The organism is Flavobacterium sp. GSP6 (assembly GCF_003984855.1).
In the GTDB taxonomy this organism is placed as follows: Bacteria; Bacteroidota; Bacteroidia; order Flavobacteriales; family Flavobacteriaceae; genus Flavobacterium.
In genome coordinates, this window is the sequence record NZ_RYDO01000010.1 from 84521 (window position 1) to 110311 (window position 25791).

24 protein-coding genes, 2 pseudogenes and 1 riboswitch are annotated in these 25791 nt (G+C 37.0%); of the genes and pseudogenes, 25 read left to right on the forward strand and 1 reads right to left on the reverse strand.

Annotated features, from left to right (window positions below; all coding sequences use genetic code 11):
* Positions 1-123 precede the first annotated feature (123 nt).
* The 19 genes and pseudogenes from EKM03_RS11105 (at position 124) to metF (ending at position 17571) form a co-directional block, all read left to right on the forward strand.
* Positions 124-1296 (forward strand): PLP-dependent aspartate aminotransferase family protein, encoded by a 1173-nt coding sequence (locus tag EKM03_RS11105; protein ID WP_126457436.1) that lies wholly within the window; start codon positions 124-126, stop codon positions 1294-1296.
* Between the two features lie 72 nt (positions 1297-1368).
* Entirely contained in the window at positions 1369-1464 is a 96-nt protein-coding gene (locus tag EKM03_RS11110; RefSeq protein WP_126453017.1) for a PLP-dependent transferase, read from the forward strand.
* A 66-nt stretch (positions 1465-1530) separates the two neighbouring features.
* Positions 1531-1632, forward strand: a pseudogene (locus EKM03_RS11115) (PLP-dependent transferase); the annotation flags it as partial.
* A gap of 66 nt (positions 1633-1698) precedes the next feature.
* Positions 1699-1800 (forward strand): annotated as a pseudogene (locus EKM03_RS11120) (PLP-dependent transferase); the annotation flags it as partial.
* Between the two features lie 72 nt (positions 1801-1872).
* On the forward strand, positions 1873-1968 hold the full coding sequence (locus EKM03_RS11125) for a PLP-dependent transferase (RefSeq protein WP_126516143.1): 96 nt from the start codon (positions 1873-1875) through the stop codon (positions 1966-1968).
* Positions 1969-2043: 75 nt separating this feature from the next.
* Positions 2044-2124, forward strand: coding sequence for a PLP-dependent transferase (locus EKM03_RS15420; RefSeq protein ID WP_304984499.1), 81 nt, complete (start codon positions 2044-2046; stop codon positions 2122-2124).
* An 84-nt stretch (positions 2125-2208) separates the two neighbouring features.
* Positions 2209-2304 carry a PLP-dependent transferase gene (locus tag EKM03_RS11135; protein ID WP_126453020.1) on the forward strand — a complete coding sequence of 32 codons (96 nt, stop codon included), beginning with the start codon at positions 2209-2211 and terminating at the stop codon, positions 2302-2304.
* A 168-nt stretch (positions 2305-2472) separates the two neighbouring features.
* A complete protein-coding gene (locus EKM03_RS11140; RefSeq protein ID WP_126453023.1) occupies positions 2473-2883 on the forward strand; it encodes an Rrf2 family transcriptional regulator in 411 nt (136 codons plus the stop codon).
* Between the two features lie 115 nt (positions 2884-2998).
* Positions 2999-3904, forward strand: a complete 906-nt coding sequence (locus EKM03_RS11145; protein ID WP_231507414.1) for a sulfite exporter TauE/SafE family protein — start codon at positions 2999-3001, stop codon at positions 3902-3904.
* A 15-nt stretch (positions 3905-3919) separates the two neighbouring features.
* Entirely contained in the window at positions 3920-4621 is a 702-nt protein-coding gene (locus tag EKM03_RS11150) for a phosphoadenylyl-sulfate reductase (RefSeq protein ID WP_126740426.1), read from the forward strand.
* 65 nt (positions 4622-4686) lie between these two features.
* The gene (cysD, locus tag EKM03_RS11155) at positions 4687-5586 is read left to right on the forward strand and encodes a sulfate adenylyltransferase subunit CysD (RefSeq protein WP_126453028.1); all 900 of its coding nucleotides are present in this window, start codon (positions 4687-4689) and stop codon (positions 5584-5586) included.
* A gap of 152 nt (positions 5587-5738) precedes the next feature.
* A complete protein-coding gene (locus EKM03_RS11160; RefSeq protein WP_126516149.1) occupies positions 5739-6983 on the forward strand; it encodes a sulfate adenylyltransferase subunit 1 in 1245 nt (414 codons plus the stop codon).
* A gap of 187 nt (positions 6984-7170) precedes the next feature.
* Positions 7171-9261: a HEPN domain-containing protein gene (locus tag EKM03_RS11165; RefSeq protein WP_126740427.1), complete on the forward strand. Its 2091-nt coding sequence runs from the start codon at positions 7171-7173 to the stop codon at positions 9259-9261.
* Positions 9254-10027: a uroporphyrinogen-III C-methyltransferase gene (gene cobA / locus EKM03_RS11170; RefSeq protein ID WP_126554990.1), complete on the forward strand. Its 774-nt coding sequence runs from the start codon at positions 9254-9256 to the stop codon at positions 10025-10027. Before EKM03_RS11165 ends, cobA begins: the two co-directional genes overlap by 8 nt.
* A 75-nt stretch (positions 10028-10102) precedes the next feature.
* Positions 10103-10684 carry a bifunctional precorrin-2 dehydrogenase/sirohydrochlorin ferrochelatase gene (locus EKM03_RS11175; protein WP_126740428.1) on the forward strand — a complete coding sequence of 194 codons (582 nt, stop codon included), beginning with the start codon at positions 10103-10105 and terminating at the stop codon, positions 10682-10684.
* Between the two features lie 107 nt (positions 10685-10791).
* A complete protein-coding gene (locus EKM03_RS11180; RefSeq protein ID WP_091204228.1) occupies positions 10792-11844 on the forward strand; it encodes an NAD(P)/FAD-dependent oxidoreductase in 1053 nt (350 codons plus the stop codon).
* A gap of 92 nt (positions 11845-11936) precedes the next feature.
* A riboswitch (SAM riboswitch) is annotated at positions 11937-12056 on the forward strand.
* Positions 12057-12321: 265 nt separating this feature from the next.
* Complete coding sequence (locus EKM03_RS11185) at positions 12322-13323, forward strand: homocysteine S-methyltransferase family protein (RefSeq protein ID WP_126564336.1); 1002 nt, start codon at positions 12322-12324, stop codon at positions 13321-13323.
* 499 nt (positions 13324-13822) lie between these two features.
* Positions 13823-16504 (forward strand): methionine synthase, encoded by a 2682-nt coding sequence (gene metH, locus EKM03_RS11190; protein ID WP_126740429.1) that lies wholly within the window; start codon positions 13823-13825, stop codon positions 16502-16504.
* 110 nt (positions 16505-16614) lie between these two features.
* The gene (metF, locus tag EKM03_RS11195; protein WP_126740430.1) at positions 16615-17571 is read left to right on the forward strand and encodes a methylenetetrahydrofolate reductase [NAD(P)H]; all 957 of its coding nucleotides are present in this window, start codon (positions 16615-16617) and stop codon (positions 17569-17571) included.
* Between the two features lie 261 nt (positions 17572-17832).
* On the opposite strand, the gene gldA is transcribed toward metF, so the two are convergent.
* A complete protein-coding gene (gene gldA, locus EKM03_RS11200) occupies positions 17833-18732 on the reverse strand; it encodes a gliding motility-associated ABC transporter ATP-binding subunit GldA (protein ID WP_126740431.1) in 900 nt (299 codons plus the stop codon).
* A 145-nt stretch (positions 18733-18877) separates the two neighbouring features.
* Here gldA and EKM03_RS11205 point away from each other — a divergent pair, with 145 nt between their 5' ends.
* The 6 genes from EKM03_RS11205 to rsgA all read left to right on the forward strand — a co-directional run bounded on the left by EKM03_RS11205 (position 18878) and on the right by rsgA (position 25761).
* Positions 18878-20131 (forward strand): dicarboxylate/amino acid:cation symporter, encoded by a 1254-nt coding sequence (locus tag EKM03_RS11205; protein ID WP_126516157.1) that lies wholly within the window; start codon positions 18878-18880, stop codon positions 20129-20131.
* A gap of 373 nt (positions 20132-20504) precedes the next feature.
* Positions 20505-21332 carry a prephenate dehydratase gene (locus EKM03_RS11210; RefSeq protein ID WP_126740432.1) on the forward strand — a complete coding sequence of 276 codons (828 nt, stop codon included), beginning with the start codon at positions 20505-20507 and terminating at the stop codon, positions 21330-21332.
* A gap of 75 nt (positions 21333-21407) precedes the next feature.
* Complete coding sequence (locus tag EKM03_RS11215; protein ID WP_126457421.1) at positions 21408-22553, forward strand: pyridoxal phosphate-dependent aminotransferase; 1146 nt, start codon at positions 21408-21410, stop codon at positions 22551-22553.
* 3 nt (positions 22554-22556) lie between these two features.
* Complete coding sequence (locus EKM03_RS11220; RefSeq protein ID WP_126562872.1) at positions 22557-23414, forward strand: prephenate dehydrogenase; 858 nt, start codon at positions 22557-22559, stop codon at positions 23412-23414.
* A gap of 85 nt (positions 23415-23499) precedes the next feature.
* Entirely contained in the window at positions 23500-24582 is a 1083-nt protein-coding gene (locus tag EKM03_RS11225) for a bifunctional 3-deoxy-7-phosphoheptulonate synthase/chorismate mutase type II (protein WP_126457419.1), read from the forward strand.
* Positions 24583-24783: 201 nt separating this feature from the next.
* On the forward strand, positions 24784-25761 hold the full coding sequence (gene rsgA / locus EKM03_RS11230) for a ribosome small subunit-dependent GTPase A (protein ID WP_126564338.1): 978 nt from the start codon (positions 24784-24786) through the stop codon (positions 25759-25761).
* Positions 25762-25791: the final 30 nt, after the last annotated feature.

The window sequence follows — 25791 nt, forward strand, 5'->3', positions numbered from 1 at the left end:
TAAAACTTTAATTTTAAACAATAAAGAGCTTTTTTTTATAGAAAAATTATGCGGAAAAACTTTGTGAATCTCTGTGATTCCTTTGCGAATCTTTGTGAAACAACTCTTTGAAATCTAATAATAATGAACGATCAAGAATTTGGTTTTGAAACCTCAGCCATCCGTACCCAATTAGAAAGAACGCAATATTTAGAGCACTCGGTTCCTTTGTACTTAACTTCTAGTTTTGTATTTGAGGATGCCGAAGATATGCGTGCTTCTTTTGCCGAAGAGAAAGACAGAAATATATATAGCCGTTACAGCAACCCAAACACGAACGAATTTGTTGATAAAGTGTGTATAATGGAAGGTGCGGCAGCTGGTTTTGCCTTTGCTTCAGGGATGGCAGCAGTGTATTCAACCTTGGCAGCTTTATTGAAATCTGGAGATCATATTGTTTCATCCAGTAGTGTTTTTGGAGCGACACATTCTTTATTTATCAATTATTTTCCAAAATGGAATATTGAAACCTCCTATTTTGATATTAATAAGCCGGAAACAATTGAAAGTTTCATCACACCAAATACAAAGATTCTTTTTGCGGAATCACCTACCAATCCTGCTGTTGATATTATCGATTTAGAACTTTTAGGAACGATTGCTAAAAAACATAATTTGATTTTGGTAATTGATAACTGTTTTGCAACACCTTATCTGCAACAACCTATAAAGTGGGGTGCGCATTTAGTGGTGCATTCCGCTACAAAGTTAATGGACGGTCAAGGTAGAGTGTTGGGAGGAATAACAGTTGGTGATGCTGAATTGATTCAGAAAATCTATTTGTTTTCTCGACTTACCGGTCCTTCTTTATCGCCTTTTAATGCTTGGGTATTATCGAAAAGCTTAGAAACCTTGGCGATTCGTTTAGACAGGCATTGTGAAAATGCGATGAAAGTTGCGGAGTTTTTAGAGCAGCATCCGAATGTGAATCGCGTGAAATATCCGTTTTTGAAATCGCATCCACAATACGAAATTGCTCAAAAGCAAATGAAGTTGGGCGGAAATATTGTTGCTTTTGAAATAAAAGGGGGGCTTGAAGCCGGAAGAAACTTTTTGGATAAAATAAAATTATGTTCTTTATCACCAAATTTAGGAGATACCAGAACAATCGTTACGCATCCAGCATCGACAACACATAGCAAATTATCTGTTGAAGAACGTTTAGCAGTGAGTATTACCGATGGTTTAGTTCGTGTTTCAGTAGGATTGGAAACCGTAAAAGATGTGATTGCTGATTTGGAGCAGGCGCTTTCGTAAAGTTCATGACGATTAAAGCCATACAATAGTCCAGGGTTTAAACCGTGGTCAATGTGGTTTATTTAAGAACGTTTGTCAGTTAGTATTACCGATGGTTTAGTTCGTGTTTCAGTAGGATTGGAAACCGTAAAAGATGTGATTGCTGATTTAGAGCAGGCGCTTTCGTAAAGTTCATGACGATTGAAACCATACAATAGTCCACGGTTTAAACCGTGGGCAATGTGGTTTATTTAAGAACGTTTGTCGGTTAGTATTACCGATGGTTTAGTGCGTGTTTCAGTAGGATTGGAAACGGTGAAGGATGTGATTGCTGATTTAGAGCAGGCGCTTTCGTAAAGTTCATGACGATTGAAGCCATACAATAGTCCACGGTTTAAACTTTGGTCAATGTGGTTTATTTAAGAACGTTTGTCGGTTAGTATTACCGATGGTTTAGTTCGTGTTTCAGTAGGATTGGAAACGGTAAAAGATGTAATCGCTGATTTAGAGCAGGCACTTTCGTAAAGTTCATAATGCTTGAAGCCATACAATAGTCCACGGTTTAAACCGTGGTCAATGTTGTTTATTTAAGAACGTTTGTCGGTTAGTATTACCGATGGTTTAGTGCGTGTTTCAGTAGGATTGGAAACCGTAAAAGATGAGATTGCTGATTTGGAGCAGGCGCTTTCGTAAAGTTCATGACGATTGAAGCCATACAATAGTTCAAGGTTTAAACTTTGGGCAATGTGGTTTATTTAAGAACGTTTGTTGGTTAGTATTACCGATGGTTTAGTGCGTGTTTCAGTAGGATTGGAAACCGTAAAAGATGTGATTGCTGATTTGGAGTAGGCGCTTTCGTAAAGTTCATGACGATTGAAGCCATACAATAGTCCACGGTTTAAACCGTGGTCAATGTGGTTTATTTAAGAACGTTTGTCGGTTAGTATTACCGATGGTTTAGTGCGTGTTTCAGTAGGATTGGAAACAGTAAAAGATGTAATCGCTGATTTGGAGCAGGCATTGTTGTAAGGATTTTTGATTGTAGATTTACTACAAATTAAAAATCATCAATCTCCATTCACTATTCTTAAATCAAAAAGTATATTTTTGTTGTTTCAATATAAAAAGAATGTTGATTTCAGACAGCTTTGAAATCTACAATCAAAAATAATTAATCTTCAATTATATTTTTTTAAAATGCTTTCAAAAAAAACAAAATATGGAATAAAAGCTCTTACTTTTTTGGCGCGCCAAAAAGACAATTCTCCTGTGCAAATAGCGGAGATAGCCAAGAGCGAGACTATCTCGATCAAGTTTTTAGAAAGTATTTTATTATTACTGCGTCATTCGGGTTTTTTAGGAGCCAAAAAAGGAAAAGGCGGAGGCTATTATTTGATAAAAGATCCTAAGGAAATAAATATGGCCCATGTGTATCGTATTCTAGAGGGACCTATTGCATTACTTCCCTGTGCCAGCCATAATTTTTATGAACCTTGTGAAGACTGTGCCGATGAAACCACTTGCGCCGTTCGGAAATTAATGACCGAAGTGCGAGACAATACCCTGATGATATTGGAAAACAATACCCTAGCGGATATCGCCTTTTAAAAAATAAACTTAAAAATTAGTGTTGTAGTTAAACAAAAATTACTATTTTTGCGCTTTAATCTACAATGCCGATAGGGTAATAGATAATAAATAAAATTTATTTTACCTTGTAAGCATGAATAAAGAAGTAGTAGAAGAAAATAAAGGGATGATAAAATCCCAAATTACATTTAAAGAACGCTTGTGGGTTGTTATTCCGGTTGTGCTATTAGTTGGATTAATTTCTACATTGGTGTACAACCATCATGCTGAATTTTCTTGGAATGGTTTTGTGGGAGGGTTCGATCAGGAGTTTTTAATCTTTTTTTGTATTGGCGTTTTTGCACAACTAGTCGATGGAACTTTAGGAATGGGTTACGGAGCAACCTCTACCTCTTTTTTATTGGCATATGGAATCCCGCCAGCAATCAGCAGTACAGGTGTTCACGTTGCTGAAATGTTTACCACCGGAGCTTCTGCAATTTCTCATCATCGTTTTGGGAATATCAATAAAAAACTAGTGCGGCATTTGTTGATACCCGGAATTTTGGGTTCGATTACCGGAGCTTATTTGTTATCGGATGTAATTGATGGGGATGCAATAAAGCCTTTTATTGCCGTGTATATGATCGCTTTGGCGGTTATAATTATCAGAAAGGCAATGCAAAAAAATATTATTAAAAAGAAAACGAAACGATTGAATATTCTGGCTTCTTTTGGGGGATTTATGGATTCCGTTGGAGGCGGAGGCTGGGGGCCAATTGTAACTTCTACACTATTAGGACGCGGCAGAAATCCTAGATATACAATTGGTTCTGTGAATGCAGCCGAATTTGCGGTTTCTTTCGCTAGTGGTATTACATTTATGATTTTTGGAGGAATCCAAGGATGGCAGGTTATTATAGGTTTAATTTTAGGAGGCGTTATTGCTGCGCCAATTGCTGCTTTATTAGTTAATAAAATCAAAAGAAAGCCAATGATGATTTTGGTAGGTATCTTAATTATTATTTTGAGTTTAAGAACCTTGTCAAAATTGTTGTAAAAGATAAACGGAATTATGAGCACAGATATAGTACAAGAGTTATTGCATAAAACCAAAGATTTTTCCATTGAGGAAACGCTTCGTTTTTTAGCCAACGAATATAAGGATAACGTAGTTTTTTCTACTTCTTTTGGTCAGGAAGATCAGGTGATTACGGATTTAATTGCGCAAAATAATTTGCCAATTACCATTTTTACATTGGATACAGGACGATTATTTCAGGAAACGTATGATGTTTTTCATAAAACTTTAAGAAAATATAAAATTGACATTAAAACCTATTTTCCGGAAGCAATTGCGGTGGAAGAGTTGTTAAATCATAAAGGTCCAAACAGCTTCTATGAATCGGTGGAAAATAGAAAAGAGTGTTGTTTTATTCGAAAAGTGGCACCGTTGACTAAAGCATTAAAAGGGAATGACATCTGGATTACTGGTTTACGTGCGGAACAATCCGAAAATAGAAATGACTTAGACCTTTTTGAATACGATGAAAAGTTCGACATTATAAAATTCAATCCATTGTTAAAATGGACTTTGATAGAAGTAGAAGCCTATTTAGAAAAAAATAATGTGCCACAAAACACCTTGCACAAACAAGGGTTTGTAAGTATAGGATGTGCTCCATGTACCAGAGCAATTACAGCTGATGAAGACATACGAGCAGGCAGATGGTGGTGGGAATCGAGTCATAAAGAATGTGGGTTGCACCAAAAATAATTAAAAATTAATACAACAATCTTTCAATTTTTGAATTTTTCAATCCTTGAATAAATAAAAATATAATGAGTACCATATTAAAAACAAATGCTTTAGAAAGCGAAGCGATATACATATTTAGAGAAGTAATTTCTCAATTTGACAAACCGGTATTGCTTTTCTCTGGTGGAAAAGATTCGATTACTTTGGTACGTTTAGCTCAAAAAGCATTTTTTCCAGCGAAAATCCCTTTTCCATTGTTGCACGTAGATACGGGACATAACTTTCCTGAAACTATTGCTTTTAGAGATAAATTAGTTGCTGAATTGGGATTAGAATTAATCGTTCGTAATGTGCAAGATGCTATTGACGAAGGGAAAGTTGTAGAAGAAACAGGTAAGTACTCCAGTAGAAACAGTTTGCAAACGACTACACTTTTGGATGCTATCGAAGAATTCAAATTTGATGCTTGCATCGGTGGTGCGCGTAGAGATGAAGAAAAAGCGAGAGCGAAGGAGCGTATTTTTTCGGTTCGTGATGATTTTGGTCAATGGGACGAAAAAAATCAGCGTCCTGAATTATTTGATATTTTAAACGGAAAAATTGAAAACGGTCAAAACGTTCGTGTTTTTCCAATTTCGAATTGGACAGAGTTAGATGTTTGGAGTTATATCGAACAAGAGCAAATCGAAATTCCATCGATTTACTTTTCACACAAGCGTAAGGTATTCTTGAGAGACGGTATGATTTGGTCTCATTCTCCTTTTGTTTACCAAGAAGAAGATGAGCAAATTGAAGAAAGAATTGTTCGTTTTAGAACCGTTGGAGATATGAGTTGTACCGCAGCTGTTGATTCTTACGCAGCAACTATTCAGGAAGTGGTGGGTGAAATTAGATCTTCAACTATTTCTGAAAGAGGAGCCAGAATTGATGATAAACGTTCTGAAGCTGCAATGGAAAAAAGAAAACAACAAGGTTATTTTTAGAAAACAATTATAAGTTATGAATTATAAATTATGAATTGTTCCGAGATATTTAAAATTTATAATTCAACATTTAAAATAAAAAAATCAAATTTAGAAGTTTTTACAAGGTGTTTTTGAAAACCTTAAACTTTTAAACTTTAAACAAAATTCAGATGGAAGTTTTAAAAATAGCAACAGCAGGAAGTGTAGATGACGGAAAAAGTACATTAATCGGGAGATTATTGTACGATACAAAATCATTGACTACAGATAAGATTGAAGCAATAGAAAAAAGCAGTAAGCAAAAAGGATACGATTATTTAGATTTCTCATTGGCTACCGATGGTTTGGTTGCTGAAAGAGAACAAGGAATTACGATTGATGTGGCGCATATTTATTTTTCGACAGCCAAAAAAAGTTACATTATTGCCGATACTCCGGGTCACGTTGAATATACACGAAACATGGTTACCGGAGCTTCAACTTCACAAGTTTCAATCATTTTGATTGATGCGCGTAAAGGAGTTATTGAGCAAACCTACCGTCACTTTTTTATCAATAATTTATTGAGAGTAAAAGATGTGATTGTTGCGGTAAACAAAATGGATTTAGTTGATTATTCAGAAGAAGTATACAACAAAATCAAAGCAGACTTTCAGGCATTAAATGCAAAAAGCGCTTTTAAAGAACAAAATGTAAGTTACATTCCGCTAAGTGCAATCAATGGAGGGAATGTTGCCGATAAATCGGAGAACATGCCTTGGTATACCGGACAGACGGTTTTGGAACATTTGGAATCATTGGAACCAAATGATATCTACGAAAACGGGATCGCACGTTTTCCTGTTCAAACAGTAATCCGACCAAAAACGGAAGAGTATCACGACTTTAGAGGATATGCCGGAAAATTATACGGTAACACTATTAAAGTAGGAGATGCAGTAACGGTGCTTCCTTCTTTAACTGAATCTACAGTAACGAATATTCACTTTTTTGATAAACAATTTGATGAAGCTACGGCAGGTTCTTCGATCACTTTGGAACTGGAAAATGATATCAATGTAACCAGAGGGGATATGATTGTAAAATCGAATGAACTTCCTAAAATTGAAAAAGACATTACAACAACTGTTTGTTGGATGGACAGTAAAAAATTAGTGGCAGGCGCAAAATATTATGTACAACACAACAGCAATAGAGTTTTGGCAAAAATTGATAGTGTAAAAAACGTAATCGCAACCGATTATTCTGGAACAACACCAGCGACTCAATTAGCTATAAATGAAATTGGAGAAGTAACTATCAAATTGAGCAAAGCCATTTATTTTGATGCTTATACTGATAATAAATCTAACGGAGCTTTCATCTTAATAGATGCTGCAACCAACACAACAGCAGGAGTTGGGTTTATAAAATAGCCCCCACCCCAGCCCTCCCCGAAGGGGAGGGAGACATACTGGGTAAAAGTATGCCGGTAGTTAAGGCGTTTGCCTTTTACGATAAGAATATTATAATAATTGAGTTAAAAGAAAATGTAATAATATTTCCAATTTCGACTCCCTCCCCTTCGGGGAGGGTTGAGGAGGGGATAAACATAACTAAAAGATGCAAAGTTTTAGAACAGAAATAGAAGATCCGATTGTCCAAAAAGAGATTATCGATTTAGAGAAAAAAATTCATTCCTTCCGAAGTGGACAAATTGACGATGAGCGTTTTCGCAGTCTTCGTTTGGCACGTGGTATTTACGGTCAACGTCAAGAAGGCGTGCAAATGATTCGTATTAAATTGCCATACGGAAAAGTGACTAGCGAGCAATTGAAGCGTATTACGGAAGTGTCCGATAAATATTCTACAGGACGTTTACACATTACAACCCGTCAGGATATTCAAATTCACTATGTGAGTTTAGACAGAACACCGGAGCTTTGGTCTGAGTTAGCTAAAGATGATATCACTTTGAGAGAAGCTTGTGGAAATACCGTGCGTAATATTACTGGAAGCGAATTAGCGGGTGTAGATGTTGACGAACCTTTTGACGTGTCGCCTTATGCGCATGGTTTGTTTCAATATTTATTGCGTAACCCAATTTGTCAGGAAATGGGACGTAAGTTCAAAATATCATTCTCCTCTTCTGATAAAGATACCGCTTTGAGTTATTTGCATGATTTAGGATTTATTCCAAAAATTGTAAATGGCGAAAAAGGGTTCAAAATAATGTTTGCGGGTGGTTTAGGTTCTCAACCAAGTCACGCTGAATTGCTTTCAGAATTTGTACCGGTGAACCAAATTATTCCAACTGCCGAAGGTATAATCAGAGTTTTTGACCGTTACGGAGAAAGAGCAAAACGTTTGAAAGCACGTATGAAATTCTTAATTAAAGATTTAGGTCGTGATGAGTTTTTGCGTTTGGTTGACGAAGAGAAAAAAGCATTGCCTTTTCATACATACGAGATAGATACTACAGCTTTTGAAGGGCCAATTACAGAACCTTTGTTAGCTGTACCATCAGTAACAATTGATAATGTTGAAGCTTTTGAAGCTTGGAAAAAATCAAATGTGATTGCACAAAAACAAGCAGGATATGTGGCTATTGGTATCAAAGTGCTTTTAGGAGATTTTTATACAGATAAAGCAAGATTGTTAGCCGATTTGATTAAAAATTACGGTGCGAATGAATTGCGTTTTTCATTACGACAAAATATCGTCTTACGTAATATCAAAGAAGAAAATCTAGCGTTCTTTTACCAAGAATTAGCCAAATTGGATTTTGTTGCTTTAGGGTATGATACTATCGGAGATATCACGGCTTGTCCGGGAACGGATACGTGTAATTTAGGTATTGCAAGTAGTACTGGTATTGCGGATGAATTAGAAAGAGTATTAAAAACAGAATACCCACAATACAGCAACAATCAACAAATCGCCATAAAAATTAGCGGTTGTATGAATGCTTGTGGACAACACAATATGTCCGAAATTGGTTTCCAAGGAATGTCCATTAATGCAGGAAAACTAGTGGCTCCGGCTCTTCAAGTTTTATTAGGTGGCGGGAATTTAGGAAACGGAAACGGAAGATTTTCTGACAAAGTGATTAAAATTCCAAGTAGAAGAGGACCCGATGCGTTGCGTTTTATCTTAAATGATTTTGATGCCAATGGAAACGGACAATCGTTCTTGAATTATTACGACGCCAAAGGAGAGAAATATTTCTATGAATTCTTGAAACCATTAGCGGATATAACAAACCTTACCGAAGCTGATTTTGTAGATTGGGGAAATGCTGATAACTACGTAAAAGCAGTTGGAGTAGGAGAATGTGCAGGTGTAGTAATTGATTTAGTGGCTACTTTAATATTAGAAGCCAAAGATAAAATGACTTTTGCACAAGAAGCTTTCGAAGAAGAAAAATGGGCAGATGCGATTTACTTGGCCTACGCAGGTTTTGTAAACGGAGCCAAAGCAATTTTATTGGCAGAAAACCAAAAAACAAATCACCACGCTGGAATTATCGATTTATTTGATACTGTTTTTATCGAAAGCAAAAAAATAGAATTGGATTCAAGCTTTAAAGATTTGGTTTATCAAATCAAAGCGAATGAGCCTTCTGCCGAATTTGCACAAAAATACATCCAACAAGGAGTTGCGTTTTTTGATAAAATAGAAAAATACAGAGCAAAAGATTTAGCTGATGCATAATACAATACAACCCAAAGTAACTTTAGTAGGCGCTGGTCCTGGCGATCCGGATTTGCTTACTCTGAAAGGAGTTAAAGCACTTGCTGAAGCGAACGTGGTTTTGTATGATGCGCTCGCCAATGAAGAAATAATGAATCACGCACCAAAAACGGCCATAAAAATATTTGTGGGTAAAAGAATTGGCGCACATGAATATTCGCAAGACCAAATCAATCAGTTGATTGTTGATAATGCGCTTACCTATGGAAATGTCGTTCGGTTGAAGGGTGGAGATCCATTTATTTTTGGTCGTGGAAGCGAAGAAATTGAATTTGCAGAAAGTTTTGGAATCCCTACATTTGTAGTCCCCGGAATTTCATCTTCGATTGCAGTTCCGGCTTATCAAGGAATTTCTTTGACAAAAAGAGGTGTTTCAGAAAGTTTTTGGGTAATCACAGGCACTACTTCCGACAGGAATTTGTCGAATGATGTAGCTCTCGCAGCGCAATCATCAGCAACAGTTGTGATTTTGATGGGAATGAGTAAACTATCACAAATTGTGTCATTATTCCAGAAGGAATCCAAAGGAGAAACTCCTGTTGCAATTATTCAAAACGGAACTACTCCACAGGAAAAAATTGGAGTTGGAACGATTAACACTATCCAAGGAGTTGTGGCGGAGAAAAAGTTAAGTTCACCAGCTATAATTGTTATTGGAGAAGTGGTCAAAGAAAGTATCAAGTTAAAAGGATTTCACGAAGAATTCATTTTAAGTAACATTGCATAAAAAATAAGTATAAATTATTCAAGCTCAGGCTCCCTCTCCTTCGGAGAGGGTTGGGGAGAGGAAAATAAGATAGTAATGGAAAGAAACGAACTATATCCTGTTTTTTTAAAACTACACAACCTCAATGTACTTATTGTAGGTGGAGGAAATGTGGGTTTAGAAAAGTTATCTTTCATGTTGAAATCCAGTCCAAATGCCAATGTTGAAGTGGTGGCACCAAGGTTTCTTCCAGAATTGGAAGGCCTGGCAGCAAAACATCCTTCGGTAATATTGACCTATAAAAAGTTCAATCGCTGGATGCTTCGCAAACGCCACATGGTAATTGCCTGTACCGATGATTTGAAAGTCAATAAACGGGTATTCGACTTGTCACGAAAAAGATTCCTGATTTGTAATATTGCTGATACACCACCATTATGTGATTATTACTTGGGCGGAATTGTAACCAAAGGAAATGTAAAAATTGCTATTTCAACCAACGGTAAATCACCGACAACTGCCAAAAGATTACGGGAGTTTTTCGAAGAAATAATTCCGGATGACATCAATAAAATGGTCGAAAACCTCAATGAATATCGCAAAACGCTTAAAGGGAATTTCGAAGAAAAAGTACAAAAAATGAACGAAATCACAGAAGCATTAAAAAACAAAGAATAAAAGCATTGCAAATTAACGAATGATATTTATCATTTAAAGTTGTAAAAATCAATCGTTAATTTGTACTAAATAGTTTATTATAATTACATTACATAAAGAATAAAAAAATGATTAAAACAGACATACTTATAATAGGAGCCGGACCAACTGGTTTATTTGCCGTTTTTGAAGCAGGATTATTGAAATTAAAATGCCATATTTTAGATGCTTTGCCACAAGCGGGCGGACAGCTTTCAGAATTATATCCTAAAAAACCTATTTATGATATTCCAGGGTTTCCAGAAGTATTAGCGGGGGATTTAGTGGATAATTTAATGGAACAAATCAAGCAGTTCGAGCCAGGATTCACACTTGGCGAGCGTGCAGAAACGATTGAAAAACAAGAAGACGGAAGTTTTATTGTCACCTCAAATAAAGGAAAAAAATTCCATGCACCAGTTGTGGCGATTGCCGGTGGATTAGGAAGTTTTGAACCCAGAAAACCATTGATCGAAGACATCGAATTTTACGAAGATAAAGGAATCAAGTATTTCATTAAAAATCCGGAAAAATTCAGAGACAAAAGAGTAGTAATTGCAGGAGGTGGTGATTCCGCTTTAGATTGGAGTATTTTCTTGTCGAATATTGCTTCCGAAGTGACTTTAATTCACCGTAGAAATGAATTCAGAGGAGCCTTGGATTCGGTCGAAAAAGTGCAGGAGTTAAAAGATTCCGGAAAAATAAAAATGATCACGCCGGCAGAAGTAGTTGGTTTAAATGGAGCCGAACATTTAGAATCAATTGATATTGAAGAAAATGGTGCCCACAGAACCATTCCTACAGATTATTTTATTCCGCTTTTTGGATTAACTCCAAAGTTAGGTCCTATCGGAGACTGGGGATTAGACATTGAAAAAAATGCCATAAAAGTAAATAATGCTTTGGATTATCAAACGAATATTCCCGGAATTTTTGCCATTGGTGACGTAAACACTTATCCAGGAAAACTGAAATTGATTCTTTGTGGATTCCACGAAGCAACTATGATGTGTCAGGCAGCCTACCAAATAATCAATCCGGGTAAGAAATATGTGCTGAAATATACTACAGTTTCTGGTGTTGACGGATTTGACGGAACTCGTAAAGAAGCTCCAAAAGCCGTGGTTAAAGCCATAGTTTAACAACTTAATACAAACTAGTTAAAAAATATAGCGCTAATACTTGCAAGTATTAGCGCTATGTCTTTACTTTGCACTGTTCCTATATTTATTGGAAGTTATCACGAAAGGCGGAGGGAAAGACCCAATGAAACCTTAGCAACCCTTTATCTTTAAAGAAGGTGCTACATTCTACTTTATACAGAACCAGTTTCAGTATTTAAGATAGATAACACACGAATACTCACTCAGTATTTCTCAAACCTTTTCTTGACAACATATATTTTTAGCCTGCTGAATTAATTTCGGTATCAGGAGCGAACAATTGGTGTTTTTTTGCCAATACTGTTCCCGCTTTCCGCTATATCTTTTTTTCTGAACGCCAGAAAAATAGGATATCGCTTCAATCGGGGCTAAAGAGTTCATATAGTGAACTTTTGTAATTAATAATCAAAAGTGTAAATCCCGAAATGGATCGTGATTTACAAGAAATAACAAGATATGTCAAGCATTCAAGAAGCCATTAAAAAAAACATACTCATACTCGATGGAGCTATGGGAACCATGTTGCAACGCTACAATTTCTCTGAAGAAGACTTTCGAGGAGAACGTTTCAAAGATTTTCCACATTCCTTAAAAGGGAACAATGATTTATTGTCACTTACGCAACCACAAGCGATTCGTGCGGTACACGCCGCCTATTTTGAAGCAGGAGCAGATATCGTTGAAACCAATACTTTTTCTGGAACCACCATCGGAATGGCAGATTACCATCTCGAAGATATTGTTTACGAACTTAACTACGAATCGGCACGAATTGCCCGTGAAGTAGCCGATGAATTTACAGCCAAAAATCCAGATAAACCTCGTTTTGTAGCCGGTTCAGTTGGACCAACAAACAGAACAGCGAGTATGTCACCAGATGTAAATGATCCAGGTTACAGAGCGGTAACTTTTGATGATTTGCGCATTGCTTACAAACAACAAGTAGAAGCATTGATAGACGGAGGAAGTGATTTACTGTTGGTGGAAACTATTTTCGATACGTTAAACGCCAAAGCGGCTCTTTTCGCTATTGAAGAAGTCAAAGACGAACGTAATATTGATATTCCAATCATGGTTTCCGGGACAATTACCGATGCATCAGGAAGAACACTTTCAGGTCAAACCGTGGAAGCTTTCTTAGTTTCGGTTTCACACATTCCGTTGTTGAGTGTAGGATTCAATTGCGCCTTAGGAGCTGATTTATTAAAACCATATTTGCAGACCTTATCACAAAACACTTCTTTCAACGTGTCGGCACATCCTAATGCAGGATTACCCAACGCTTTTGGAGAGTACGATGAAACGCCAGAACAGATGCAAGCCTTTATCAAAGAATATTTAGACGATAATTTAGTAAATATCATAGGTGGCTGTTGCGGAACAACGCCAGAACACATTAAGTTGATTGCTGATATCGCAAAGGAGTATAAACCTAGAGTTTCAACAGCAACGATGTAATTAAATTTCCTGCATGGTTTTTTTAAACTGTGTAGTGATGTTTGAAAATGGATTTTTTTAGTTGAATCCAAGTTAGTGCCAGCGCTGGAACTGATTACACTAGATAGCGCGGATTTGTAATCCGTGCCCACAAAGAGAATAAAAACTGGGTGGCTAGCGAAGTACGAGTTCCGTAGGAACGATATATTTTGTAGCAACGGAATTTATTCCGTTGAATGAAATAAAAATTAGGATTACGAGCATATTCTGTTGATAATAGATGATTTAGTACCAATATCCGCGTGAGGGATAGCAGTGAAAAGCCCACAGACAAATGAAGTCCCGATAGCTATCGGGACGGAATTAGTCGAGGACTTGTAACGAATAGCCCGACCCTTGTGGTCACGCCCAAAATAATAAGAAACAAAACGAACTACACGTTAAAAAAAAGTAGAAATAAACAACAAAAGCATAAACTTGTACCGTTTCTAAAACCGTGCAGGACAAATAAAGATAAAAAATGGCACAAGCAGAAACTAGAAGAAACTTGGTATTATCAGGATTAGAGCCTTTAATCATTACGCCTAACAGCGTATTTGTAAATATTGGTGAACGAACGAATGTTACCGGTTCTAGAAAGTTCCTTCGATTAATCAAGGAAGAAAAATACGAGGAAGCACTCAGTATTGCCAAAGAGCAAGTGGAAGGTGGCGCGCAAATCATCGATATAAATATGGATGAAGGAATGCTTGATGGCGAATATGCCATGACGAAATTCCTGAATTTGATTGCTGCTGAACCGGATATTTCCAGAGTTCCAATCATGATTGATAGCTCGAAATGGGATATCATTGAGGCTGGACTAAAAGTGGTGCAAGGTAAGAGTGTGGTAAATTCGATTTCCTTGAAAGAAGGCGAAGAACAATTTATTCATCACGCTAAATTGATTAAGCGTTACGGTGCTGCGGCAATTATTATGGCTTTTGATGAAACTGGACAAGCAGATAATTACGAGCGCCGGGTAGAAATTTGCCAACGTTCGTATGATATATTAGTTGCCAAAGTTGGTTTTCCTCCACAGGATATTATTTTCGATTTGAATATATTTCCAGTAGCGACAGGAATGGAAGAACACCGCTTGAATGCTTTGGATTTCTTTAGAGGAACAAAATGGGTTAGAGAAAATTTACCTCACGCACACATTAGTGGAGGTGTAAGTAATGTTTCGTTCTCTTTTAGAGGAAATGATACGGTTCGGGAGGCGATGCACTCCGTGTTTTTGTACCACGCCATCCAACATGGAATGACGATGGGAATCGTGAATCCTGAAATGTTGTCTATTTATGACGAAATTCCAAAAGATCTTTTAGAACGCGTTGAAGACGTAATTCTGAACAGGCGAGAGGATGCCACAGAGCGATTACTGGATTTTGCCGAAAATGTAAAAGGAGATGTAAAGAGCAATGAAAAAGCGATTCAGGAATGGCGCTCTGGAACGATTCAGGAACGATTGACACATTCCTTAGTGAAGGGAGTGGATGAATTTATTCTTTTGGATATTGAAGAAGCTCGACTGGCAGCAAAAAAACCAATTGAAGTTATTGAAATTAACTTAATGACAGGAATGAATGTGGTTGGGGATTTATTTGGTTCGGGTAAAATGTTTTTGCCGCAAGTGGTAAAATCGGCTCGGGTAATGAAAAAAGCAGTGGCTTATTTGTTGCCGTTTATTGAAGCCAGCAAACAAGCCGGAGACAAACAAGGGAATGGAAAAATCCTGATGGCAACCGTAAAAGGCGATGTACACGATATTGGTAAAAACATTGTAAGCGTGGTGCTGGCGTGTAATAATTATGAGATTGTAGATTTAGGCGTAATGGTGCCTCCCGAAAAAATTATCGCAGCGGCCATTGAGCATAAAGTAGATATTATTGGATTGAGCGGATTGATCACGCCGTCACTGGACGAAATGGTTTTTCTTGCTAAAGAATTAGACAAAAGAGGACTTAAAATTCCAATAATGATTGGTGGGGCAACAACTTCGCGAGCACATACAGCCGTGAAAATTGCACCACAATACAGAGAAACGGTTATTCATGTGAATGATGCTTCGAGAGCCGTAACGGTGGCGGGAAGTTTATTGAACAAGGATAAAAAAATATATGCAAGCGACATTAGAGCGGAGTATGATGCCTTTAGAGAGACGTTTTTGAATCGTTCACGCGACAAGAATTTCTTAACTATTGAGCAAGCGCGCAAGAATAAATTGCAGTTGGATTGGGAGAATTTTACTCCTGTAAAGCCAAAAATCATAGGCGAACAAGTGATCGAAGTGGATTTGGATGTTTTGGTTCCGTATATTGACTGGACACCGTTTTTTAGAACCTGGGAATTGTTCGGGAAATATCCGGCAATTTTAACGGATGCGGTAGTGGGCGAACAAGCCACTTCGGTTTTTGCAGATGCGCAGGAAATGTTAGAAGTTATTTTGAGAGAAAAGAAACTGACTGCTAAAGGAATTTATGGAATTTTCCCTGCCAATCAAGTGAACGATGATGACATTGAGATAAGTGATGAAAACGGAAAACCATTGCAGACATTCTTGACGTTACGTCAGCAATCACAAAAAACAAAAGGTGCTCCAAACATTGCTTTGTCTGATTTTATTGCTCCAAAAGATAGCGGTAAAACGGATTATATGGGCGCATTTTGTGTCACGACTGGTTTTGGTGTTGATGAGTGGGCGGCTGAATTCGAAAGAGATTTAGACGATTATAATTCGATTATGGTAAAAGCATTAGCAGATCGTTTTGCGGAAGCTTTTGCGGAATATTTACACGAAAAAATCCGTAAAGAAATTTGGGGCTATTCATCAGATGAAGCTTTAAGTACAGAGGCTATCATCGCTGAAGATTACAAAGGAATCCGTCCGGCTCCAGGATATCCGGCTTGTCCCGACCATTTAGAAAAACCTACGATTTGGAAATTACTAAATGTAGAACAAGAAATTGGAGTGACGCTAACCGAAAGTATGGCGATGTGGCCCGCTTCATCGGTTTCTGGGTATTACTTTGGAAATCCGGAAAGCAAGTATTTCGGACTTGGAAAAATAAAAGAAGACCAAGTCATTGATTATGCCAAACGCAGAAGCATTCCAACCGATGTAGCAATGAAATGGTTGAACCCGAATGTAGCAGATTAAAATCCCCACCCAGCCTCCCCGAAGGGGAGGAGTCGAAAAGGAAGAAAAAAATATTGTTCAATTAAAATTACCCGAGTTCTCCCCTCCTTTGGAGGGGTCGGGGGAGGATCATGAAAGTAACACAACATATAGAAGCAGCCAAAGGAGAAACGTTATTCTCCTTTGAAATTATTCCGCCTCAAAAAGGCAAAAGTATTCAGGAATTATACAATAATATTGATCCGTTGATGGAGTTCAAACCGCCATTCATAGACGTAACCACCTCTCGCGAAGAATTTATCTATATGGATAAAGGAAATGGTTTATTGGAAAAAAAACTAACCAGAATGCGTCCAGGAACACTTGGGATTTGCGCTTCGATCAAGCATAAATACAATGTAGATACCGTTCCTCATGTGCTTTGTGGTGGTTTTACCAAAGAAGAAACGGAATATCTATTAGTTGATTGTCATTATCTGGGAATTGATAATGTGATGGCTTTGCGTGGCGATGCCATGAAAGACGAACAGTCTTTTGTTCCTAAATTAGGAGGAAATGATTTTGCAGTTGATTTGGTCAAACAAATTAACCAATTAAATTGCGGGAAGTACTTGCATGACCTCATGGATGTTGATGATAAAGCCAATTTTTGTATTGGAGTTGCGGGATATCCGGAGAAACATTTAGAATCACCGTCTTTAATTTCAGATTTGAAAAGACTCAAAGAAAAAGTAGATGCCGGTGCGGATTATGTGGTGACGCAAATGTTTTTTGATAATGCTAAATACTTCGATTTTGTTGCCAAAGCCAGAGAAATTGGGATCACCGTTCCTATTATTCCGGGAATTAAGCCTATTGCCGTGCAAAGACACTTACAAGTTTTGCCACAAATTTTCCGAATCGATCTGCCGGAAGATTTAATTCATGCGGTTGATCAGTGCAAAAACAACGCAGATATCAGACAAGTAGGAATCGAATGGGCTATCCAACAATCATTGGAGTTGAAAGCAGCCGGTGTTCCCGTGTTGCACTATTATTCTATGGGAAAATCAGAAAATATTCGACAAATAGCGAGTAAGGTTTTTTAGGAGCTATTTCCAGCTATTCGTTACAATCTTTTCTTGTCTAAAAAAACGAGACAAGAAAAGGATTTTTACTGCTATCTGGGCTAGGGATTTAACGGTTATAAATGTCGTTATTCATTCCAAATTCTCATAATTTTGTCATTCCGACTAAGGAGGAATTTCACCGCATGGGATTCCTCCTTCGTCGGAATGACAAATCAAACGGTATAAGTATTATGAATGGCTAGTATTTTTCATCTGCAAACTGCGACTGAACACTGATTACTATTTTTTCGTAATCTCTCTAAAAACAGCCTCTAAATTTTTATTTTTCTGATTCAGTTGCAATGTTTTCAAACCATTGGCATTGGCAAAATCAAAAACTGCCGGACGCATGTCTTTATCCGCTTTGAAAGTCAACTCCCAAATCATGTCGTGCGTATTTTTATAAGAAACAAGATTTTCGATTTTAGCAATGGCTTGTTCTTCGATTTTATAGTCAAATTCTACTTCAATCACTTGTTCCTTATCTTCAGAAATTAAGTTGTCCAGTTTTTTATCGGCAACAATTTTTCCATTATTGATGATAATAACACGGTCACAAATCGCTTCTACTTCCTGCATAATGTGCGTCGAAAGGAAAACAGTTTTGTCTTTTCCCACATTTTTAATCACATTACGAATTTCGATTAATTGGTTTGGATCTAAACCAGTGGTTGGTTCATCCAAAATCAAAACATCGGGATTGTGCAATAACGCATTGGCAAGGCCCACACGTTGCCGATATCCTTTAGACAATTGGCCTATTTTTTTATGACTTTCGGTAGTTAAACCAGTAAGTTGAATTACTTCGTCGATACGGGATTTAGCTACTTTATACACATCAGCGTTAAAGGCTAAATATTCGCGTACATACAAATCCAAATACAGCGGATTGTGTTCCGGTAAATAACCAATTGAAAGTTGTACTGCCTTTTGGTTGGTGCTTACATCATTTCCGTTTACTATTGCGGATCCTTCATCAGCATTGATGTAAGTGGTCAATATTTTCATCAAAGTTGATTTTCCGGCTCCATTTGGACCTAAGAAACCAACTATTTCTCCTTTTTTGACAGAAAATGTAATGTTGTCTAAGGCTTTTTGAGTACCGTAACTTTTGGATATGTTATTTACTTCTATTGACATGGAATTTTATTTGTTGCAAAAGTAAACAGAAAAAGTATTGATTTATTGTTTTTGTAACTCAATAAATAAAAGACCTTAGTCAAAGTTTATTGAGCAAGAGGATATTCTCTTTTAGATTTATATATTTACCATAAACTATATGAACATGAATTTGAAAAACACACAATCAGGGAGTTTCTTGAAAAACTACAAAAGTATTTTATTGCTGCTTGGCGGAATTTTGGCAGGAAGTATATTGGGTTTAGTTTTTGGAAAGGAAGTAGAAGTGATTAAACCATTGGGCGATATATTTCTGAATTTATTGTTTACCGCCATTATCCCTTTGGTGTTTTTTACGATTGCATCTTCGATTGCCAATTTAGAAAAATCAGAGAAACTGGGAAGATTATTTGTAATTGTTATGGGAGTGTTTTTAAGCACCGTATTAATTTCTGCCATTTTGATGCTGGTTGGTGTCCTGTTATTTCCCATTCATCAAGACATCATTATTTCAAAAATACCGTTAGAAAGTATACAAAGTACAAATACAGGTTCACAAATTACCCAATTGCTTACAGCGGGGGATTTTTATGAACTGCTTTCTCGAAAAAGCATGTTGGCCTTAATCATTTTTTCCTTTCTAATAGGGTTTGCCGCCCTGCGTTCCGGAGAAAAAGGAAAAGATTTCAGCAGGTTTTTGAATTCAGGCAATGAAGTGATGAAACAATTGTTACACATCATCATGAAAACGGCTCCAATAGGTTTGGGGGCTTATTTCGCGTATCAGGTTGGAATTTTTGGACCGCAATTATTTGGAGCTTATGCAAAACCTTTGGGGCTTTATTATGCGGTTTGTGCTTTCTACTTTATTGTGTTTTTTAGTTTGTACGCTTTTATCGCTGGAGGGAAATTAGGATTTAAAGTATTTTGGAAAAATAATATTACGCCTTCCTTAACCGCATTGGGAACTTGCAGCAGCATTGCCACTATTCCTGCCAATCTGGAAGGTGCCGAAAAAATGAATATTCCGGCTCACATCAGAAATGTAGTTATTCCACTGGGTGCGCCTTTGCATAAAGACGGATCCAGTATGTCATCTATTGTGAAAATTGCGGTAATTTTCGCCATGTTCGGAAAAGATTTAACGGATCCAAATACCTTATTAGTGGCGTTAGGAATTACAGTAATTGTTTCGGTAGTTGAAGGTGGAATTCCTAATGGAGGTTATATAGGAGAAATTTTGGCGATTACCGTTTATGGTTTCCCAATGGAACAAGCTCTTCCAGCTGCAATGATTGTGGGGACTTTAGTAGATCCAATGGCGACATTGCTAAATGCGAATGGTGATTTAGTGTCGGCGATGATGGTTGCCCGAATTTCGGAAGGAAAAAAATGGCTTGCTGAAAAAGTAGTTGTATAAAACCACTTTTTTTAGCCGGTTTCAATGGTATAGTTTTAAAAACAGTAAAATAGCAACGACTTATTGGTGTTTTAAAGACCTTTTTTTAATTATTACATAATTAATAACCAGTTTTTTAGCGAATTCTTTTTTTGTTCAATAAAATCAGCCTTTTTTTTTGGATAGCTGGAAATTATGTATACATTCGCAGAGTAATTAATACAAAAAACAACAGCATGTTGAATAACCGATTTTATTTTAGCAACTCTTATTATTTCTTCTGGAAGGTCGAAAGGGATTGTTGTATGGTTATTTGATTATAAAATTAAATTGATACTATAAATATACAATCCCGATGTAAATCGGGATTTTTTTTTGCTTAAAAAGGTGTGAAATGAATGAAATAATTGGAATACAAGGCATAACGGGTTCTTTTCACCATCAGGTGGCACAAGAATATTTTCATCAGGCGGTTGCTTTAGATGAATGTTTGTCCTTTGAAGAGTTAGTGGATAACCTACTCTCCGGTAAATCAGATCAGGCAGTTATGGCTATAGAAAATTCTATTGCGGGCCCAATTATTCCGAATTACGCATTGATTGACAAGAATAATTTACACATTATTGGGGAGCATTATTTAATAATTCATCAAAATTTAATGGCCTTAAAAGGGCAGAAAATAGAAGATATTTTGGAAGTACATTCGCATCCTATGGCCATTTTGCAATGTATGGAATTCCTTAAAAAACATCCAAATATAAAATTAGTCGAAGATAAAGATACTGCCGAAACGGCTCGTAGAATTCAGAAAAATCAGTTGAAAGGAATTGCTGCAATTGCCAGTATTACGGCGTCGAGAATGTATGATTTAGAAATTTTGGCTCCGGAGATTCAAACGATTAAAAATAATATGACACGTTTTGTGATTATCAAAAAGGAAAATTCATTTGTTCCGGAAAACGAAATTAACAGAGCGTCCATCAAATTTGAATTGGATCACAAACGGGGAAGTTTAGCGGCAGTTTTGAATGTGATGAGCGATTGCAAATTGAATTTAACAAAAATACAATCGTTACCAAAAATAGAAACGCCTTGGAAATATTCGTTTTTTGTCGATGTCACTTTTGAAAAATACGAAGATTATGCGAAAGCAAAGTCGCTATTGATCATTATGGCAGAATATTTCAAAGTGTTAGGCGAATATAAAAACACAAAATTATAAAGCCCTTAACCCCAACCCAACCCCCGAAGTGGGAATTAGATTAAGATCGATTTACAAGAAATTTAAAATAGAAGAATGATTACTATAGCGAAACGTCTCGAAATAATTGAAGAATACTATTTCTCCTCAAAGTTGAGAGAAGTAAGGCAACTGGCTTCTGAAGGGAAACCCATTATCAATATGGGAATTGGAAGTCCGGATTTACAGCCGTCACAGGCGGTAATTGATGCAGTGGTTCTGGCAATGCAAGAGGAGAATGCACATCAATACCAAAGTTATCAGGGGTTGCCAGAGTTGCGGCAAGGTATGGCTGATTTTTACAAAAACAATTACGGAGTTGCGTTGAATCCGGCTAACGAAATTTTGCCTTTGATGGGTTCCAAAGAGGGAATTATGCATATTTCACTGGCTTTTTTGAATGAAGGCGATCAGGTACTGATCCCAAATCCAGGATATCCAACCTATACTTCGGTGACAAATTTAGTGGGAGCAGTTCCGGTTTATTATGACTTAAAAGAAAACAATAACTGGGAGCCGGATTTTGAAGCTTTGGAAAAATTGGATTTGTCGAAAGTGAAAATCATGTGGATTGGGTATCCGCACATGCCAACTGGAGCCAGAGGAAGTCTGGCATTGTTTGAAAAATTAGTGACTTTTGCCAAAAAGCATAACATTTTATTAGTCAACGACAATCCGTATAGTTTTGTTTTGAACGACAATCCGATGAGTTTGTTGCAAGTAGCAGGTGCAAAAGACGTGGTTTTAGAATTGAATTCTTTGAGTAAGACTTTTAACATGGCGGGCTGGAGAGTGGGAATGCTTCTGGGAAATGCAGCTTGCATTGATGCCGTTTTGAAAGTGAAAAGCAACATGGATAGCGGTATGTTTTACGGGATTCAAAAAGGAGCAATTGAAGCTTTAAAAAGTGACAAAACTTGGTTTGATTCGATGAATGCGATTTATAGAAAACGCAGAATTCTTACCGAACAACTGGCTGAGAAATTAGGCTGTAAAGTTTATAAAGAAGGAGTTGGATTATTTGTTTGGGCAAAATTGCCGGACGGAATCACATCGGCGGAGAAATTCATAGATGAAATTTTATATGACAAATCTATTTTTATTACACCGGGAACCATTTTTGGTTCTAATGGAGAAGGTTACATCCGATTTGCATTGTGTGTAAAAGAAGAAAAAGTACAGGAAGCAATTGATAGATTTTAATACATGAATATACACGTAATAGGAATAGGATTGATAGGCGGTTCAATGGTGTTGGACATTAAAGCACTGCATCCGGAAGCCAAAATTTATGGAATCGATACTGATGAAAATCATTTGCAGGAAGCAATAACTTTGGGAGTTGTTGATGCTGGTGCGACATTTGATGATTTAGTTGATGCAGATTTTGTAATCGTTTCTGTTCCGGTTGACGTTGCATTAAGTGTTTTACCAAAAGTACTGGATGTTATTGGTGAAAATACGATTGTTTTTGAAGTAGGTTCGACAAAAACGCCTATTTGTGAAGCGGTTGCTAATCATCCTAAGAGAAGGAATTTTATTGCAACGCATCCTATTGCAGGAACGGAGTTTTCAGGACCATCGGCAGCGATAAAAGGATTGTTTCAAGGGAAAACGAATATCATTTGTGAGGTCGAAAAAACAACGTTTAAATTGCAGGAAAAAGCGTTGGATTTGTTTAAGGCAATGGGAATGCGGATTCGGTATATGGATCCAAAATCACATGACAAACACATTGCTTATGTGTCGCATTTATCCCATATCAGTGCATTTATGCTTGGAAAAACGGTAATTGACAAAGAGAAAGACGAGCAGGATATTTTTGATATGGCGGGTTCTGGTTTTGAAAGTACGGTTCGTTTGGCCAAGAGTTCACCGGCAATGTGGACACCAATTTTTAAACAGAACAGGAAGCAGGTTGTGAAAACATTAGAGGAGTATATTTCTAATTTGTCAAAGTTTAAGGAATTATTAGAGAAGGAAGATTATGATGCGATTTACCATGAAATGCAAAGTGTGAATAAAATAAAAGAAATATTAAACGGAATAAATATAAAAAAGTAACCAGCATTTTTTCAGAAGCTTCAGGAGCAGGTTACAGTTAAAGTAAACAACACAGAATAAAATAAAAAAACTAAAATTAGAAAAGATGGAAAACAAGAAAGAAATGAGAAATTGGTTGAATGAATTCAATTTGACTCATCCATTTGTGATCGCAGGACCTTGTAGTGCTGAAACAGAAGAGCAAGTATTGAAAATTGCACATGAATTGAAAGACTCTGACGTAAGTGTTTTTAGAGCAGGAATTTGGAAACCAAGAACGCGTCCGGGAGGATTTGAAGGAGTAGGAGCAATAGGACTTAAATGGTTGCAAAAAGCAAAGGCAGAAACCGGCTTGCTTATGGGAACCGAAGTAGCGACTGCAGCGCATTGTAAATTGGCTTTAGAGCATGATATTGATGTATTATGGGTTGGAGCCCGTACAACTGCAAATCCGTTTGCGGTGCAAGAAATTGCTGATACATTAAAAGGAACCGATAAAATTGTATTGGTCAAGAATCCGGTAAATCCAGATATGGCTTTGTGGCTGGGTGGTGTGGAACGTTTGCATGCGGCAGGAATTAAGAATTTAGGCGTTATTCACAGAGGTTTTTCTACGTATGAAAAAACGAAATACAGAAACATTCCTGAATGGCAGATAGCTATTGAATTGCAAAATAAATTCCCTGATTTGCCTTTGATCATTGATCCCTCCCATATTACAGGAAACCGTGAGATGATTCTTGAAGTGACTCAAGAAGCATTAGATCTGAATTACGACGGTATGATTATCGAGACGCATACTGATCCGGATAATGCCTGGAGTGATGCAGCGCAACAAGTGACACCAGATGCTTTGAAGCAAATTTTCAAAGATTTGAAAGTGAGAAAAGTAAGTGGTGATACGGATGAGTTTGCTAATAAAATGACAAAATTGAGAGCGAATATTGATGTTCTGGATTCGAATTTATTGGAATTGTTAGGCAAACGCATGAAAGTGGCTGACGAAATTGGTCAAGTGAAAAAAGACGCTAACGTTGCTGTATTGCAAAACAATCGTTGGAACGAAATTTTAGGAAAAATGATTTTGGAAGGCGAGAAGAAAGGGTTGACAGAAGAGTTTGTACTAAAAATGTTCAAAGCGATTCACCAGGAAAGTATTGGTCACCAAGAAAAAGTACTAAACGCTTAGTCCGTATTTTTTAAATATAAATCCCTGCAGCTTTTGTCAAAAGTTGTGGGGATTTTCTATTTTTAATTGTATGTAAAGTTGCTCAAAGTGAAAAACTTTAAACTTTTAAACTTTAAACCTAAAACAAAGAATTATCTTTGCAAAGTCTTAGATTTTAAATCAGAAATCTAAAATAGTTAATCTTCAATCAAATAATCCTTTATGACAGGACTCGTTTACAAATCTACAGGAAGTTGGTACACCGTAAAATCCGAACAAGGGGATTTTATCGAATGCCGTATGAAAGGGAAATTCCGAATTAAAGGAATCAAAAGCACCAATCCTATTGCTGTAGGCGATATTGTGGATTATGAACTAGAAGAATCATCCGATACTGTTACGGGAACCATTCATAACATTCATGACAGAAAGAATTATATCGTTCGGAAATCAGTGAATTTATCCCATCAGATGCATATTATTGCGTCTAATATTGACAGGGTTTTCTTGCTGGTAACCATCAATAATCCGCCAACGACTTTTAACTTTATTGACCGTTTTCTGGTTACTGCCGAAGCGTATGGAATTGAAACTATACTGGTTTTTAATAAAATAGATACGCTAGACGATGCCACGCTGGATGAACAATTGTACATGCAGCATGTGTATCAGGAAATTGGATATAAATGTTTGCGCGTTTCTTCGACTGAAATGAAAGGAATAGAGGAATTGAAAGAAATGATGATTGGGAAAGTGAGCATGTTCTCTGGACATTCCGGAGTTGGGAAATCGACTTTGGTAAATGCGATGGAGCCTTCTTTACATTTAAAAACAAAGACAATTTCTGAAGCAAGCAAGCAAGGGCAACACACGACGACTTTTGCCGAAATGTATGATTTGTCTTTTGATGCCAGAATTATCGATACGCCCGGGATCAAAGGTTTTGGAATCGTAGACATGGATGCAGCAGAAATCAGTGGTTATTTTCCTGAATTTTTTAAGTTGAAAGAGCAATGTAAATTCAATAATTGCTTGCATAAAGATGAGCCGCATTGCGCTATTAAAGGGGCTTTAGAAAAAGATGAAATCGCTTGGTCCCGTTATAGAAGTTACCTTAAAATTCTCGAAGGTGACGATGAAAATTACCGTACGGATATTCATAATGAGGATCGAATAATCAGTGACAAAACCAGGGAATAGTAGAGACGCGATTTATCGCGTCTATTTTAC

Coding starts and splice junctions, on each gene's coding strand:
- EKM03_RS11105 (WP_126457436.1), top strand. CDS start 124: ATGAACGATCAAGAATTTGGTTTTGAAACCTCAGCCATCCGTACCCAA.
- EKM03_RS11140 (WP_126453023.1), top strand. CDS start 2,473: ATGCTTTCAAAAAAAACAAAATATGGAATAAAAGCTCTTACTTTTTTG.
- EKM03_RS11145 (WP_231507414.1), top strand. CDS start 2,999: ATGAATAAAGAAGTAGTAGAAGAAAATAAAGGGATGATAAAATCCCAA.
- EKM03_RS11150 (WP_126740426.1), top strand. CDS start 3,920: ATGAGCACAGATATAGTACAAGAGTTATTGCATAAAACCAAAGATTTT.
- cysD (WP_126453028.1), top strand. CDS start 4,687: ATGAGTACCATATTAAAAACAAATGCTTTAGAAAGCGAAGCGATATAC.
- EKM03_RS11160 (WP_126516149.1), top strand. CDS start 5,739: ATGGAAGTTTTAAAAATAGCAACAGCAGGAAGTGTAGATGACGGAAAA.
- EKM03_RS11165 (WP_126740427.1), top strand. CDS start 7,171: ATGCAAAGTTTTAGAACAGAAATAGAAGATCCGATTGTCCAAAAAGAG.
- cobA (WP_126554990.1), top strand. CDS start 9,254: ATGCATAATACAATACAACCCAAAGTAACTTTAGTAGGCGCTGGTCCT.
- EKM03_RS11175 (WP_126740428.1), top strand. CDS start 10,103: ATGGAAAGAAACGAACTATATCCTGTTTTTTTAAAACTACACAACCTC.
- EKM03_RS11180 (WP_091204228.1), top strand. CDS start 10,792: ATGATTAAAACAGACATACTTATAATAGGAGCCGGACCAACTGGTTTA.
- EKM03_RS11185 (WP_126564336.1), top strand. CDS start 12,322: ATGTCAAGCATTCAAGAAGCCATTAAAAAAAACATACTCATACTCGAT.
- metH (WP_126740429.1), top strand. CDS start 13,823: ATGGCACAAGCAGAAACTAGAAGAAACTTGGTATTATCAGGATTAGAG.
- metF (WP_126740430.1), top strand. CDS start 16,615: ATGAAAGTAACACAACATATAGAAGCAGCCAAAGGAGAAACGTTATTC.
- gldA (WP_126740431.1), bottom strand. CDS start 18,732: ATGTCAATAGAAGTAAATAACATATCCAAAAGTTACGGTACTCAAAAA.
- EKM03_RS11205 (WP_126516157.1), top strand. CDS start 18,878: ATGAATTTGAAAAACACACAATCAGGGAGTTTCTTGAAAAACTACAAA.
- EKM03_RS11210 (WP_126740432.1), top strand. CDS start 20,505: ATGAATGAAATAATTGGAATACAAGGCATAACGGGTTCTTTTCACCAT.
- EKM03_RS11215 (WP_126457421.1), top strand. CDS start 21,408: ATGATTACTATAGCGAAACGTCTCGAAATAATTGAAGAATACTATTTC.
- EKM03_RS11220 (WP_126562872.1), top strand. CDS start 22,557: ATGAATATACACGTAATAGGAATAGGATTGATAGGCGGTTCAATGGTG.
- EKM03_RS11225 (WP_126457419.1), top strand. CDS start 23,500: ATGGAAAACAAGAAAGAAATGAGAAATTGGTTGAATGAATTCAATTTG.
- rsgA (WP_126564338.1), top strand. CDS start 24,784: ATGACAGGACTCGTTTACAAATCTACAGGAAGTTGGTACACCGTAAAA.